The organism is Lelliottia sp., assembly GCF_045627565.1.
Classification (GTDB): domain Bacteria; phylum Pseudomonadota; class Gammaproteobacteria; order Enterobacterales; family Enterobacteriaceae; genus Enterobacter.
Genome location: NZ_JAZQNX010000044.1, coordinates 307,092 through 321,671 on the forward strand (window position 1 = coordinate 307,092; position 14,580 = coordinate 321,671).

The following is a 14,580-nucleotide window of genomic DNA, read 5'->3' on the forward strand; positions in this document are numbered from 1 at the left end:
GGGAAATGACCGTAACACCTCGTTCCGGTCAACAAAAACGGCTGAGCTAGGCTTTTTTCGAACGCATCGCCGCCTGATGTCCGGCAAGCGTACCAAAAATAATGATATCTGCCACCGCGTTACCGCCAATGCGATTTCCGCCGTGAATACCACCGACCACTTCACCCGCTGCGAATGCGCCAGGAATGACGTTGTGGGCGCTATCCAGAACACAGGTTTCCGGATTGACAGTCACGCCACCCATGGTGTGATGCACGCCGGGCGCGATGCGGATCGCATGGAATGGCCCTTCATGGATTGGTGCACGCAGCGCCGTGGTGCGACCGAAATCATCGTCGTGCTGCTTTTCAACAAACCCGTTATAGCGTTCAAGCGTAGCCAGGAAAGCGTGATGGTTCATCCCCAACGCTTCCGCCAACGCTTTCGGCGAGCTGGCGCTGGTCACCAGGCCTTTGGCGATGTATTCATCAGCGGCTTTGTTTTTGGCGCGAACGTGCTCATCAAAAACGATGTACGCGTATTTCTCAGGTAGCGCGATAATTTGAGCGGACACTTTGTCGCGCGTCTCCATCTCGTTAAAGAAACGGTTCCCCTGCTGACTCACCAGAATCGCGCCGCCGCCGCGAATGGATTCAGAAATCAAATAGGAGGTGTTCTGCTCAACGGTTGGGTGAATCTGAATTTCGCCCATATCCACGGTCCCTGCGCCAATACGTTCCAGCAATGCAATCCCGCCGCCCGTCGCGCCTTTGTGGTTCGTGGTAACAAAACCGTCCAGATCCGGGCGATATTTCACCACCATCTGACTGTTGGCGCTAAACCCGCCGGTCGCCATGATCACGCTTTTAGTGGTGACGGTGACCGTTTCATTCTCTTCCGTGGTCAGCCGCACGCCTGTCACTTCCCCGTTTTCGACAATAATATCGCTCACAGAAGTGTCCAGCATCACGTCGATATGGCGTTTATTGACGTTGCGTACCAGACCGCTTACCAGATAACCGCCCACCGCAGAACCGTCTTTTGGACGGTGTGTACGATCGATGCTCATCCCACCGGTGGTGGTGATGTCATTGAGCATAATGCCGCGCGTTGCCAGCCATTCGATAGCCTCTGGTGCGTTTTCCACAAAGCGGCGCAGCAGTTCCGGGTTGTTCCTGTTCTGCCCACCTTTCAGCGATTCCTGATAGAACAGCTCTTTGCTGTCCTGAATCCCTTTGACTTGCTGGAAGCGGGTTTCTGCGGCATTCATCCCCGCAGACGCTTTAATGGTGTTCCCGCCAATGGTCGGCATTTTCTCGACAATCAGCACGCTCGCCCCGTCGTCATAAGCCTGAATCGCCGCGGCCAGCCCTGCACCACCGCTGCCCACTACTACGACATCAACACATTTCGCCGCGTTAGGATCGACACCCTCTTCTGTCGCCAGGGCTTTGGCGGATTTCACCATCGCTTTCGAGACGGCTTTTTTCACCGCTTCACTCTGGCTGGTAGCGCCAGTAATGGCGTCAACATGGGGGGTATTCGCATCGAGAATACGGCTGCGGATCTCCTCAAAACTGGTCACAAACTCCACGTCGTGGTCAGAGCCGGATGCCAGCTCAATGTCACTGATACGATCGGTTTCGAGACTGACGCTAACCACCAGCTCGCTGGCGTCATCCTGGACTGTTTCGATAAACGTGCCGGGTTTGAATTTTGACTCGCCCATGCTCATGTCGCGGATCATCGCTTCTACCAGCGAGAAACGCCACAGCGGCTCCGGAATGTGCAGCGCTTCTCGCTTTGTGCTGTCCATAAACAGTTCCAGCGTTTCACCCTGCGCAATGCGATCGGTCCAGTCCGGGTAGGCGATCGTGGCGCGCCCCACCGCAATCAAGTCGTAGCCGTGGTCAATCGCCTCGTTCACATCAGCTGCGTTGACTACCCCACCGACGCCCATGACCGGAATCTGCGCGAGCGTGTCTGAACGCATGGCGCAATATTTTTCGATAAGCGGCGTCGGATCCTGGGTTTCGACAATCGATGGGCGCAACGTCGCACCTACTGAAAAGTGCAGATAATCCACCCCGCGCACCGCCAGTTTTTCCAGCAGGTACATCGTGTCTTCGAAGCGGATACCCGGCACCTCCATCTCTTCCGGAGAGAAGCGGTAGCCAATGATGAAGGCATCATCAGCGTACTGGCGCACCATTTTGTGGGTGATGTCGAGTACCGCCAGCGGGAATTTGGCGCGGTTATCGCGACTGCCGCCCCACTCATCATCACGCTGGTTGGAGTTCGGGGAGTAGAACTGCTGGATTAAATACGTATTTGCACCATGAATTTCAACGCCGTCAAAACCCGCCTGGATGGCGCGACGTACGGCTTCACCGAACTTGCCGACCATTGCACAGACGTCTTCACCACTCAATGCGACTGGCGTGGCTGCCCCGTCACGCGGCGCGGCAACGGCGCTTGGCCCCACAGGCGTGCGCCCGCCAATCAGTTTCGGGTCAACCATACGGCCGCCATGGTAGATCTGCAGCAACGCTTTGGAACCTTTCGACTTAATAGCATCGGCAATTTTTGCCAACCCGGCGATTTTCTCGTCGTTATCAATGCCGATTGCGCCGGGGAACGCCAGCCCTAAATCATCGACAAAACAGCATTCAACGATGATGGTGCCGATGCTACCTGAACGCGCGCGATAGTACTCCATCAGCTCGCTGGTGACCGTCCCGTCGTAATACCCTGTGCAAGTGGTCATTGGGGCCATTAACAAACGGTTTTTTAACTCGGTGCCATTCGGTAATGTGAAGGGGCTTAGAATGCGTTCGTTAGTGCTCATAATAGAAACTCCAAACTTTAAAAATGAAATTCGAAAATTCTTTATCGGTCCGGTTTATGGTTAATTTTTTTGCCGATGTCATGACATTAATATAAAGATATTTTTAGTTACTAAAGCTATTACGTTAGTTAATAAACTATTTAATTCCTTCGATAACATAAATAATACATTGGTGTTAGTTTTTTTAATGTTGATTGTTTACATTTAAATTAAAGCAGTTAACTTTTTGATTACGTAACCAGAAATCATAAATAAATTAAAATACATATAAATCAACAGGGTATGTGATTTAATCGTTTGCAAAAAAAAATTCAAGTTGAGAATTAACTTCAATCCAAACGCTATATCCACATAACTCATTGGGGTTATTAATGGTGCCTAAAAATACATCTCCAATTCTCATTTCATGATCCCGATCAATAGAATCCATCTTTAAAAGCGCAATATATAAATATCACTACTTTTTAATTCACCGCATTCAATTTTGCGTTGGATTGTTATTCAAGAAATAAGAAACCTGAGTCTTAAATAACTAAAGAAAGCAAAAAAACGTAAAAAAGACCTCGCGCTTATTTCGGACAAACCGTATTCCTGACAACTTAAGACGCAAACTATGAATGATAAAACTGCTGTAACGCCCCTGGCGGCGAGCAAACCAAAGGATGGTCAAGCACGCCGTCTGTTCATGATGGCGCTCCCCATCATTGTGGCCATTTTGCTGTTATTTGTGCCGGTGCCCGATGGACTTCCGCCTTATGCCTGGCATTACTTCGCCATTTTTGTTGGGGTGATCGTCGGTTTGATTTTTGAACCGCTACCCGGCGCAGTGATTGGTCTGACCGGCGTAGTCGCCATCGGTCTGTGCAGCCAGTGGGTGCTGTTCAGCCCGGAGCAGCTGGCCGATCCGAAGTTCAAACTGGCAGGTGCCTCGTTTAAATGGGCGGTCAGCGGCTTTGGTAACTCCACCGTCTGGCTGATTTTCGGTGCCTTTATGTTCGCGGCTGGGTATGACAAAACACGCTTTGGTCGCCGACTGGCGCTGATCCTGGTGAAATATCTGGGTCGCCGCAGCCTGACGCTTGGTTACGCCATCACCTTCGCCGACCTGCTGCTGGCACCGTTTACGCCGTCCAACACCGCGCGAAGCGGTGGCACAATCTACCCGATTATCGCTAACCTGCCGCCGCTGTATGGCTCAAAACCTAACGATCCCAGCGCGCGTAAAATCGGATCATATCTGATGTGGGTCGCCATTACGGCGGCCTGTATTACCAGCTCAATGTTCCTGTCTGCGCTCGCCCCCAACCTGCTGGCACTGGCGTTGGTAAAAAGCATCGTGGGCATTGATATCTCCTGGGGCACCTGGTTTATCGCCTTTCTGCCGGTGGGTGTGCTGCTGATTCTGGTGATGCCGCTGCTGGCGTACTGGTTCTACCCGCCGGAAGTGAAAGTGAACGATGAAGTGCCGCTGTGGGCATGCCGTGAACTGGAGAAGCTGGGCAAACTGTCGCGCAATGAAATCCTGCTGCTGGTCTTTGTGTGCTGCGCGCTGATGATGTGGATTTTCGCGGCGGCGTGGATTGAACCCGCCATGGCAGCGCTGTTAATCGTGGGCCTGATGTTGTGGACGGGCGTGCTGGAGTGGAACGATATCACCGGCAACAAAGCTGCGTGGAATACTTTCGTCTGGTTTGCCACGCTGGTTGCGCTGGCCGACGGTTTGTCCTCCACGGGATTTATTAGCTGGCTGGGTAAAGAGGGCGGCATGTTGATGAGCGGCATCTCTCCAGGCACCGCAACCATCGTGCTGTTGCTGGCGTTCTATCTGCTGCACTACCTGTTTGCCAGCACCACCGCGCATACCACCGCGCTATTACCGGCCATGCTGACCATCGCTGCCACAATCCCGGGCATCAATATGGAAGTGTTCGTCCTGCTGATGGTCACATCGCTTGGCATCATGGGGATTATTACCCCCTACGGCACCGGCCCAAGCCCGATTTATTACGGTAGCGGCTACCTGCCGACCAAAGATTACTGGCGCCTTGGCACCATCTTCGGCGCGATTTTCCTGGCCGCACTGCTGCTGATTGGGTATCCGTGGATGTCCATGATGTTCTGATTCCTGGCCGCCGGGCTACACCTCCGGCGGTTTCATTTTTGTGGAGCAACACGTTATGTCGAACAAACCCTTTTATTATCAGAATCCCTTCCCGCTCGAAAACGACGACACCGACTATTATCTGCTGACCAAAGAACACGTCTCCGTGGCAGAATTTGCGGGCCAGGAAATCCTTAAAGTCGAACCCGAAGCCCTGACGCTACTCGCGCAGCAGGCTTTCCACGATGCGGCTTTTATGCTGCGCCCATCGCACCAGAAACAGGTCGCGGCCATTCTTCACGATCCTGACGCCAGCGAGAACGATAAATACGTGGCGCTTCAGTTCCTGCGTAATTCGGAAATCTCTGCCAAAGGCGTCTTACCTACCTGCCAGGATACGGGTACGGCCATCATCATGGGCAAAAAAGGGCAACGCGTGTGGACCGGCGGCGGTGACGAATCAGCATTAAGTCAGGGCGTGTACAACACTTATATCGAAGACAATCTGCGCTACTCGCAAAATGCTGCGCTGGATATGTACAAAGAGGTGAATACCGGGACCAATTTACCGGCGCAAATCGACCTGTATAGCGTTGATGGCGATGAGTATAAGTTCCTGTGTATGGCAAAAGGCGGCGGGTCAGCCAACAAAACCTATCTGTATCAGGAAACCAAAGCGCTCATTACCCCTGCGAAATTAAAAAATTATCTCGTGGAAAAAATGCGCTCGCTGGGGACCGCTGCCTGCCCTCCGTATCACATCGCGTTTGTCATTGGGGGGACGTCCGCAGAAAGTACGCTGAAAACCGTCAAACTGGCGTCGACCCGTTACTACGATGGTTTGCCAACCGAAGGAAATGAGCATGGTCAGGCGTTCCGTGACGTTCAGCTCGAACAGGAACTGTTACAGGAAGCACAGAATCTCGGTTTAGGTGCGCAGTTCGGCGGTAAATACTTCGCCCATGATATTCGCGTGATTCGATTGCCGCGCCACGGAGCCTCCTGCCCTGTCGGCATGGGCGTGTCCTGCTCGGCTGACCGCAACATCAAAGCCAAAATCAACCGTGACGGGATCTGGATTGAAAAACTCGAGCACAATCCGGCGCAATACATTCCTGAATCGCTGCGTGAGCAAGGTGAAGGCGACGTCGTCAGCATCAATCTGAACAGTCCGATGAACGAGATTCTGGCGCAGCTTTCCGCACATCCGGTTTCGACCCGTCTTTCGCTGAACGGCACTATTATTGTGGCGCGCGACATGGCCCACGCAAAGCTCAAAGAGCTGATCGATAATGGCGAAGAGCTGCCGCAGTACGTTAAAGATCATCCGATTTATTACGCAGGTCCGGCTAAAACACCTCAAGGGTATGCATCCGGGTCATTAGGCCCCACCACAGCGGGTCGTATGGACTCGTATGTGGATTTACTGCAATCGTACGGTGCCAGTATGGTAATGCTGGCGAAAGGCAACCGCAGTCAGCAGGTGACCGATGCCTGCCACAAACACGGCGGGTTCTATCTCGGCAGTATCGGCGGCCCGGCTGCCGTGCTGGCGCAGAACAGCATTAAAAGCCTGGAATGTGTAGCGTATCCGGAACTGGGAATGGAAGCGATCTGGAAAATCGAAGTCGAAAATTTCCCGGCATTTATTCTTGTCGATGATAAAGGCAACGATTTCTTCCAGCAGATCCAGAACAAGCAGTGTACCGGGTGCTCTCAGCGTTAGCCTGGAATTAAGTTGAATACTGCGTATTAAGAGATGACATTTTTATTAATGTCATCTCCAATAAATACGTTAAAAATTCAAAATGAAATTAGCATTATAAATTCAGACCCGTAGATAAAGTCAGGACAGATAACGCCTACCGCTTTATTTTAAGCGGTAGGCGTCTACTAGCGGCAAACGATATCAGCAACTAAGTTCGCTGGAACTGTCATCTGCCATCCTTTAGGCTTTATTTGTATGACAGAACTCTCCCCTGGAATTTTTTGAGCCTTGCAAAGCTCACGAGAAAAATATTCATTTACTGCAGTTCGTTTGACAAACTCTTTTCTTTCCAGGATCGAACTTATATTCCAAATATATACAACCAGCAAACACACACCGATAACCGCGGCAACCCGATGGCTTAATCGAGAAAAAGTGCACTGAGATAAGCACGCGACAAACAGCAATAACGCCAATATGTTAGACCCAACAAAATAGCGATCGGGGAAGGTTCCTGTATAATGATTTAGAAAATCAGTTAATCCAACCCTCCCTACTACCGTTGCAGCTATATTAATCACCAACGTCATCAGCATTGCTAGCAGGAATTTCCTGGCATTCCTGTCTTCAGTTTTGAAAATAACAAACAAACAAAACGCAAAATAGACAATTGATAAACAAACTGATATCAGATCGTTTAACTTCTCATACCACGGGAATACAAATGGATAAAGTAGTAAACGTGCTGAAACTAATTCAACTATATTATGGGGATTATAAGCGTGATTATCTACCCCACCTGAACCATTAAGCCTTGGCAAGATGATTAAAGCGAGCACAAACATTGATAATGCGAGAGGAAACAAATCCTTGACCAGTTTAATTTTATCTTTGGAGACAGCAAATTTAGCAAGATAAAACAAACCGACAATTGGGAATACAACTGGATTGGTTGCTGCCGCGAGAAATATCAACAAATCGATAAATGTTTTATGGAACTTACTATCGATATTTTCTCGGTATAAAATCAAGCAAAGCGCCATCATTGGCATATAAAAGCCAATCTGGAGTAAATGCCCTATCGTCTCGTTTTGTGATAATCCTAAAGGCACATAGAGAATAAGCAAAAACGCTAAAATAGCATAACCTACGTTAGAAATTCTCAAAACAGCAGCATAAGCCATTGTCGATACAACTGTATAAAACAGATATGAAACAAGAGCGATCGATTGTGGAAGGAACAAGAGTGGATTCCCACTCACTATATTACTTATTGTAGTGGATACAAAAAGGAAGAAAATATTAAAAAATACAAAGTAATCATCTCTAGCATGAATAAATGCGTTTATCCAGCCATGACTTAAAGCATTTGCAACCCAAACTCCATCCTCAGCATATATAGATGGATGAATGAGGGGAACAGGGTTTCTTATTGCAAGTAAAATCATCCCAATGACAATAAGAACTAAATAGTTTTTTTTATTTAGCTCAATCATGCTTTTTCTCAACATTATAGAAGCCGAGGCAAGCTTTAAATAACACCATTAATACGGATAGATTACCTTTAACGCTACTAATTTTAGTTGGTACTTCACCAACAGGATAACGACGAACAGTGGGTAATTCTACACAATGGAAATTAAGTTTTGGAGCTCGATAAGACAGATAAGCTAATAACTCATAGCTCATAAATACATCTCTAAATGGTGCTATATCTGGAGAAAGAAGCATCCGACTACTGTATGCACGGAACCCTTGAGTAGTATCAGTCCATTTAAAACCAGAAAAAAGACTTAGGCAAGGAGCATGAATATATCTAATCGCAAAATCACGCGATTTTGGAGTATTCTCCTGCACACCGCCAGGTAAGAATCGTGATGCCTGCACAAAATCCACGCCGCCCTCAAGCGACGCTATAAATTGAGGGATAGCTGCCGGATCGTCTTTATCGTTGCCATCAATTGTCACAATTCCTTTATAACCTTGTTCAAGAGCAAATGCATATGCACAACGTAATTGTGCACTCAGCTTCCCAGGGGCTGTCTTTAAAATAAGTCCACGGACTTCAAGTTGCTTCAAAGATTCTTTTTCCAGGGAGCCGTCTGTACTGCCACCATCCACAATGATGATGTCGGCATAAGATGAAACCTTGATCGCGGCCATTTTAGCCAATAAATGGCGAATACGATCACCTTCATTGATAACTGGAATTACAACACAGTAATTTTGCGATTTTCCCAACCATAATTGGCGTTCGTAAGCCGGAACTTCCCATTTGGTCTTGAGAGTTTGAGGTAGCATTTCAGTCATTTCGGTTCAACTTATTTAACTTTAAGAGTAATCAATGCGACGCCACCTATTACCATCAAAATTCCGGCAATAGTGGACCAATACATAGGCTCCCGAAAAAGGATCACCGAGAGCAACGCAACGCAGGCTATCGCACCTGAGGTAAGAATCGGATGTGCAACGTTCAGCGGGAGGAACGCTAAAGCAGCGGCATATAACAGAAACGCCATTCCATAGAGAAAAATACCCAACCACAATGGCCAATTGGAAAACATTGCCAGCGGTTCAGCAAGACTTGGTAACTTTCTTGGCGGCGTCATGGCCATTTTGATTAAAACACTTGCAGACGCATTCGACGCAATGCCTAATATTAAAATGAGCCATTTCATGAACCGACTCCTGCTGATTGACGATAATGGCGAATCGTGAAGGACAGCGCTTCTTCAATGGTCGTTAAGGCAGATTCGTCTTTTGTTTCAAGCATTTCAATGGTAGCGATCTTATGGGGAAGCGTGCTGTGCAAAGCGTGGGATATCTCAGCATGGTTGACCTCATTTCGACCCAACGGGACGAGATCAGGTTCACTGAGATGTATATGTCCAATAATGTCAGCATCGCGCTCAAGAATTTCCCAGATATTTTCCTGGTTAATCGCAATTGCTCCGGTATCTAATTGCATCTTGATTGCCGGATGATCAACCATACGAACTGTTGAGGCAGCCTCAGCACTGTTTGTCATAAAATTAGCGCCATAGCATATCGGGTTAGGCTCAAGACAAAAGCTAACGCCCTCTCGTTTTGCAATGTCACCCAAGCGGCGGAAAAAACTTATTGCGATGTCATTCGTTTTTTCATCACTCAAACCCTGGCGATCGCGGTTTCTTGGTGAACCAAAAACTAAGACGGGAATGCCTAACCCTGCTGCGATGCGGCTGACAGCTTCTAAATGATCCAGCATTCTTTGTTGCACCGTGTGATCTGCAAAGAGATTCAGTCCCTGAGTGCCGAACAGTAATGATTGCATACCCACCAGCGAAATATCACGCTGTTGCCAGAATTGACTTACTCTAGCAATCTCATCGGTACCAACGTGTAGCGGATCGGGAAAATATTTACCCGGGACGATATCTATCGCATCAACTTGCCATGAACGCAAAAGTTTGGCGACAGCATTATCTTCGTCTTTATTCCAGGCCATGCCTGAAAGTGAAATTCTCATGATGTTTTTTTGCCTTGTTCAGATTGCACATAGGCACGGATGGCCATCAATGACTCTCGTTGGTTATACTGATAATCCTCGTTGTCAGTAAATAAAGAGCTGTGACAGCTTTTAATCTGGTAATGACCTGGTGTTTGCTGGATATGATTAGTAAACTCAAAACCAAATCCAAGGCTGGCAACCTCTGCAACACTCAAAGGAGCTGCGGTTAAGTGCACAAGGGTCAATCGATTTTGCAGTGCAATATTAATATCGAACCAAAGATTTATCATGGGATAAAACTGAAAGACGCCACGACTTTCGATTTGAGAAATATTATTATCATTTAAGAAATCATAAATAATGTTTTTCTTTAGTCCTGGACCAACTAATCCAGGTAAGCGAACGATTAATGCATTAGGAAAATATTCACTGACAAATTTTTCTAAATAATAGCGATGCAAACCATAAGCATGTAAACCTTCGGTTTCAATTTCACTATTTTCATTTACGTTGACCGGATTCTGAAAAACATCCACGGTACTGATCAAGATAAACTGATTGCAAGTAACCGTTTTTAATTTTTCAATGAGGGCTTCTATTTTTTGTAAATCATCGACAGGATCTTTATTCGCCAGCCATTTTTGCGCTGGGGCGCCAGCACAAACGACTGTATCGAATGATTTTCCAACGATCTCATCAATATTCGTTGAACGATAAAGAGAGTCAAAATGGCGTTGTTTCAGCAAAGTAGAGCCCACAAAGCCGGAATATCCAATTAAAGCGTCCATTAGTCCCTCGCACTTGAAGCAGAAAAACCGTCGCGACCTGTTTGTACAAGGTTCAACTCTGGCGAAATAGATGTATTCGTTACGTTTACCCGATCTGCATTAACCATAACTTCACTTGTGCGTTCGTACACTACGGCATATTCCGATTGAGCACTGCTTTCATCAAGTAAACGACCGAGATACTCGCCAAAAAACGCCATCATTACAAATTGAATAATAAATAATGATGACATAAATAATATTGTGGTTGTCCAGCCTTCAACGACAAGTCCACTGAACAAGTGAAGTAACACGCTATAACTGGCAAAAAGGAAACCAGAAATGCTGCCAATGAACCCTAATACGGACATCCAACGTAGCGGTCTTGAAGAATTAAAGACCACCAGGCGCATTAATCGGCGTAAAGACCTTACGATGCCACTGCCCTCTGCATCTTTCAGTGGAGTGTACTGCAGTACACTCGCGGGATATCCCGTCTTATGAATGCGAAGATAGAATTGATGATGGAAACGACCGATTCTTGTGACCGCATTGACTGCACGACGGCTCAAGCACCGCAAATTTGTTGAATTGGAGGGGATTTCATAATCGATGGCACGTAATACGATATTCATCAGCCGACGGATGGCGCGATATCGCAGTGAACGAACATGATTCGATACGCCCACAACAACATCACTACCGTCGCGACACTGATTAACACTTTGCGGTACAACTTCGGCTGGATCCGACAGCGGGTTCCATAATACAACAAAATCACCGATCGCATTTTCTAGACCAGCAGCAAGTGCTACATCATGAAAAACAGGGGTTGAAAGATGGATGATCCTCACGCAGGGGATGTTTTTAAGCACGCGATCTTCCGCTTCGGCATTCGTGCTATCTAAACCTGGCGCGATAACGACTAATTCGTAGTCACTGTAGGTTTTTTCTAACAGTGATGCCACATCCTCTAAGGCCATGTAAATGTCATTTAAATGGGTCGGAATGACAATAACTACAGAAACAAATGATTCGCTTTTCATTACTCGCTCAACTCAATAACGCGCTCAATTTCTTGCAGCGCATCGTAAATATTGTCAATTTTTCCACCCATGACACAGTGTAGCCCTTTCAAACCATGGTTAGCGCGGAAAAGGATTGGACGTGAATCATCGCTGTCACTGCGCGGCAGGATAGTTTTCACTTCCCAGATTGAACGCTGATACTGGCATTCACTCAATCCCGGCACATAGCGTTGCGCATCGCGAATCATATGGCCCCATGCCGACTGACGGTGATTATGATCATATTTAAGATGTGCATCTTCATAGGGTTGGGTGGCGCTATCGCTCCACTGATAATGAGGTGTATATCGCACATGACTAAATGAGTGCAATTGCGCCGATGGAAAAGGCATCACAGAAAAGAAGGGGCCGCACATCAGTGTTAGCCCCATTTTTTTAAACTCATCAGGGACATCTACCAGGCACATTTCAGTCATTTCATGACGCAAAGGGATCAATTCTATTTCTGAACTGTTTAATAAATAGTTGATGCGCGAGTAAGTACAGTTAAACAGATGGTCAACATAGCTGCTTTCCTGCTGTCCAGAAATTGTTGTGAAGACCTCAAGACCCTCTCCGTATTTGCGCACTTTTTCAACGACCGCATCAGTTACTATACTCACGCCAGCAGCGTCGAGCCGTTTAAGGATAATGTCACGCAACTTGTGAGCATCAAAGGCGTACTCGCGCGTGGTAAACACCGAGTCGATCATTGCGGGATTAACCAGTCTTTTTACTGAGGCCGGTGCATCTTCGCACTCTGCTCCGATACGCTGACAAAATCGACGGAATTGCTCGCCTGTGACTTTACTTAGCGAACCCGCAACGAGGTAATATTTTGAAAATTCGTCATCTATGCAGTCGCTGAATTCTTCAACAAAACGAGGGAAAGAGAGTCGCGAACGAAGCGCAGTGAGGATACTTCTTGGGTAATGATAGCCATTATGCACTCGGGCTTGATTGACATAAGAAGCGCGCGACATCAGCTGCGGACTTTTTTCATACACGGTGACATGGCAACCTTTTAAGGCCATTTGCTCCGCCAAATACAAACCAAAGAAGCCTCCTCCTGCGATCGCTATGTTTTTACGCGCCATTTCCGTCTTCCCGAGAAATTCTTGTTCATCAAAATCAATACAACAAATCTAAATTCATGATTTACTGAATTAATCTACTTTTTCATTGTTTTTTTTTAGAACTTATAATGATACTTATCTTTTAACAAAATTAAAATACTCTCAGTAGGGAATTGAAGCCAATGTAGGTCGCTCAAAGGCAGAGTGATGATTGTGAATAGAGATGACCAAAGCGGGAGCGAAATTGCGTCTAAATCAATGGCGGTACGAAAATGGCATGGAAGAAAAATCATTTAGAATCACTCTGCTGCCCCCTCTGATACCATGCCTTCGGGTAAACTCAGTTCAAAAACTGATGTGAACAAATGCTACGGTGCGAAACAAGACGATGTTTCGGTCGAGTTTCATGGCTACGATTTCGCTCACAAAATTAACGACATAGTTCTCATGCTACTATCTAAAGATCCCCGCAAGGTGGTAGTGTCTTTCGTGACATTTATTCCGATATTTGGCATGTTAAGTGATCCTAACCCTGCAATTTATTCAAGTGATGAGTTTGCGAGCGAAGCGATGATTAAGTGGCCCTGGAAATCGAACGAAACCGCACCTGACGCGCTATTGCCGTGGGATGAAGCGTTGGCAATTCCTGTCCTCGCCAGCCTTTCAGCGGACGAGCAAAGCAGATTGGTGCAGTTAGCCGATCGTTTTTTGCAGCAAAAACGTCTCGTCCCCCTTCAGGGATTTGAGCTGGATGAACTGAAAAGTGCGCGCATCGCCCTGCTGTTCTGTTTGCCTGTGCTGGAGCTGGGCATTGAATGGCTGGACGGCTTTCACGAGGTGTTGATTTATCCGGCACCGTTCGTGGTTGACGATGAGTGGGAAGACGATATTGGTCTGGTTCACAATCAGCGCGTGGTGCAGTCCGGACAGAGCTGGCAGCAAGGTCCGATTATCCTGAACTGGCTGGATATTCAGGACTCGTTTGACGCCTCCGGCTTCAATCTTATCGTTCATGAAGTGGCGCATAAACTGGATACCCGCAATGGCGATCGCCCCAGCGGTGTGCCGTTTATCCCGTTGCGTGAAGTCGCAGGCTGGGAACACGACCTGCACGCGGCGATGAATAATATTCAGGATGAAATCGATCTGGTGGGCGAAAGCGCAGCCAGCATTGATGCCTATGCGGCGACCGATCCGGCGGAATGCTTCGCCGTATTGTCAGAATATTTCTTCAGCGCTCCCGAGCTTTTCGCCCCGCGTTTTCCGGCGTTATGGCAGCGTTTTTGTCATTTCTACCAACAAGATCCGATGCAGCGTTTGCGTGAAAATGCAGGCTATGACGATAACGCTTCTCCGCAAGTACACTAAAAGCACAGGTTGAGTCTTAATTAATCATTTGAATCAGCATGTTGAATTTAGTGTTGACACAAAATAGCGAGGCCATTAACATGCGCCTCGTTCACACGATTCCTCTGTAGTTCAGTCGGTAGAACGGCGGACTGTTAATCCGTATGTCACTGGTTCGAGTCCAGTCAGAGGAGCCA

General features: G+C 47.5%; 11 protein-coding genes and 1 tRNA gene. 4 read left to right on the plus strand and 8 right to left on the minus strand.

The genetic code is table 11. From position 1 onward, the window contains the following. Positions 1-46 precede the first annotated feature (46 nt). On the minus strand, positions 47-2,827 hold the full coding sequence (locus tag ACKI5T_RS21650) for a flavocytochrome c (RefSeq protein ID WP_407440085.1): 2,781 nt from the start codon (positions 2,825-2,827) through the stop codon (positions 47-49). 613 nt (positions 2,828-3,440) lie between these two features. Here ACKI5T_RS21650 and ACKI5T_RS21655 point away from each other — a divergent pair. Together ACKI5T_RS21655 and fumA are read left to right on the plus strand one after the other, a co-directional pair. After that, on the plus strand, positions 3,441-4,949 hold the full coding sequence (locus ACKI5T_RS21655) for an anion permease (protein WP_015959561.1): 1,509 nt from the start codon (positions 3,441-3,443) through the stop codon (positions 4,947-4,949). A gap of 55 nt (positions 4,950-5,004) precedes the next feature. Continuing rightward, positions 5,005-6,654, plus strand: a complete 1,650-nt coding sequence (gene fumA / locus ACKI5T_RS21660) for a class I fumarate hydratase FumA (protein WP_407440087.1) — start codon at positions 5,005-5,007, stop codon at positions 6,652-6,654. A gap of 167 nt (positions 6,655-6,821) precedes the next feature. Here fumA and ACKI5T_RS21665 read toward each other — a convergent pair whose 3' ends face one another. The 7 genes from ACKI5T_RS21665 to ACKI5T_RS21695 are packed head-to-tail and all read right to left on the minus strand — an operon-like array spanning position 6,822 to position 13,057. Further along, positions 6,822-8,132, minus strand: a complete 1,311-nt coding sequence (locus ACKI5T_RS21665; RefSeq protein WP_407440089.1) for a hypothetical protein — start codon at positions 8,130-8,132, stop codon at positions 6,822-6,824. Next, positions 8,125-8,946: a glycosyltransferase family 2 protein gene (locus tag ACKI5T_RS21670; protein ID WP_407440091.1), complete on the minus strand. Its 822-nt coding sequence runs from the start codon at positions 8,944-8,946 to the stop codon at positions 8,125-8,127. Before ACKI5T_RS21670 ends, ACKI5T_RS21665 begins: the two co-directional genes overlap by 8 nt. Positions 8,947-8,957: 11 nt before the next feature. Further along, the gene (locus ACKI5T_RS21675; RefSeq protein ID WP_059179596.1) at positions 8,958-9,314 is read right to left on the minus strand and encodes an EamA family transporter; all 357 of its coding nucleotides are present in this window, start codon (positions 9,312-9,314) and stop codon (positions 8,958-8,960) included. Next, positions 9,311-10,144, minus strand: coding sequence for a sugar phosphate isomerase/epimerase family protein (locus tag ACKI5T_RS21680; protein ID WP_407440093.1), 834 nt, complete (start codon positions 10,142-10,144; stop codon positions 9,311-9,313). The genes ACKI5T_RS21675 and ACKI5T_RS21680 overlap by 4 nt, the downstream gene beginning before the upstream one ends. Beyond that, the gene (locus ACKI5T_RS21685) at positions 10,141-10,914 is read right to left on the minus strand and encodes a pyridine nucleotide transhydrogenase (RefSeq protein WP_407440095.1); all 774 of its coding nucleotides are present in this window, start codon (positions 10,912-10,914) and stop codon (positions 10,141-10,143) included. Before ACKI5T_RS21685 ends, ACKI5T_RS21680 begins: the two co-directional genes overlap by 4 nt. Beyond that, positions 10,914-11,939 (minus strand): glycosyltransferase, encoded by a 1,026-nt coding sequence (locus tag ACKI5T_RS21690; RefSeq protein WP_407440097.1) that lies wholly within the window; start codon positions 11,937-11,939, stop codon positions 10,914-10,916. The genes ACKI5T_RS21685 and ACKI5T_RS21690 overlap by 1 nt, the downstream gene beginning before the upstream one ends. Next, complete coding sequence (locus tag ACKI5T_RS21695; RefSeq protein WP_407440099.1) at positions 11,939-13,057, minus strand: FAD-dependent oxidoreductase; 1,119 nt, start codon at positions 13,055-13,057, stop codon at positions 11,939-11,941. Before ACKI5T_RS21695 ends, ACKI5T_RS21690 begins: the two co-directional genes overlap by 1 nt. 549 nt (positions 13,058-13,606) lie before the next feature. On the opposite strand from ACKI5T_RS21695, the gene mtfA reads away from it, so the two are divergent. Then, positions 13,607-14,404: a DgsA anti-repressor MtfA gene (gene mtfA, locus ACKI5T_RS21700; RefSeq protein WP_407440116.1), complete on the plus strand. Its 798-nt coding sequence runs from the start codon at positions 13,607-13,609 to the stop codon at positions 14,402-14,404. 100 nt (positions 14,405-14,504) lie between these two features. After that, positions 14,505-14,580, plus strand: a tRNA-Asn gene (locus ACKI5T_RS21705).

Excerpts from the sequence above, each read along its gene's own strand:
- ACKI5T_RS21670 (WP_407440091.1), bottom strand. The coding sequence starts at position 8,946 with ATGACTGAAATGCTACCTCAAACTCTCAAGACCAAATGGGAAGTTCCG.
- ACKI5T_RS21685 (WP_407440095.1), bottom strand. The coding sequence starts at position 10,914 with ATGGACGCTTTAATTGGATATTCCGGCTTTGTGGGCTCTACTTTGCTG.
- fumA (WP_407440087.1), top strand. The coding sequence starts at position 5,005 with ATGTCGAACAAACCCTTTTATTATCAGAATCCCTTCCCGCTCGAAAAC.
- ACKI5T_RS21695 (WP_407440099.1), bottom strand. The coding sequence starts at position 13,057 with ATGGCGCGTAAAAACATAGCGATCGCAGGAGGAGGCTTCTTTGGTTTG.
- ACKI5T_RS21665 (WP_407440089.1), bottom strand. The coding sequence starts at position 8,132 with ATGATTGAGCTAAATAAAAAAAACTATTTAGTTCTTATTGTCATTGGG.
- ACKI5T_RS21650 (WP_407440085.1), bottom strand. The coding sequence starts at position 2,827 with ATGAGCACTAACGAACGCATTCTAAGCCCCTTCACATTACCGAATGGC.
- ACKI5T_RS21655 (WP_015959561.1), top strand. The coding sequence starts at position 3,441 with ATGAATGATAAAACTGCTGTAACGCCCCTGGCGGCGAGCAAACCAAAG.
- ACKI5T_RS21675 (WP_059179596.1), bottom strand. The coding sequence starts at position 9,314 with ATGAAATGGCTCATTTTAATATTAGGCATTGCGTCGAATGCGTCTGCA.
- mtfA (WP_407440116.1), top strand. The coding sequence starts at position 13,607 with ATGATTAAGTGGCCCTGGAAATCGAACGAAACCGCACCTGACGCGCTA.
- ACKI5T_RS21680 (WP_407440093.1), bottom strand. The coding sequence starts at position 10,144 with ATGAGAATTTCACTTTCAGGCATGGCCTGGAATAAAGACGAAGATAAT.
- ACKI5T_RS21690 (WP_407440097.1), bottom strand. The coding sequence starts at position 11,939 with ATGAAAAGCGAATCATTTGTTTCTGTAGTTATTGTCATTCCGACCCAT.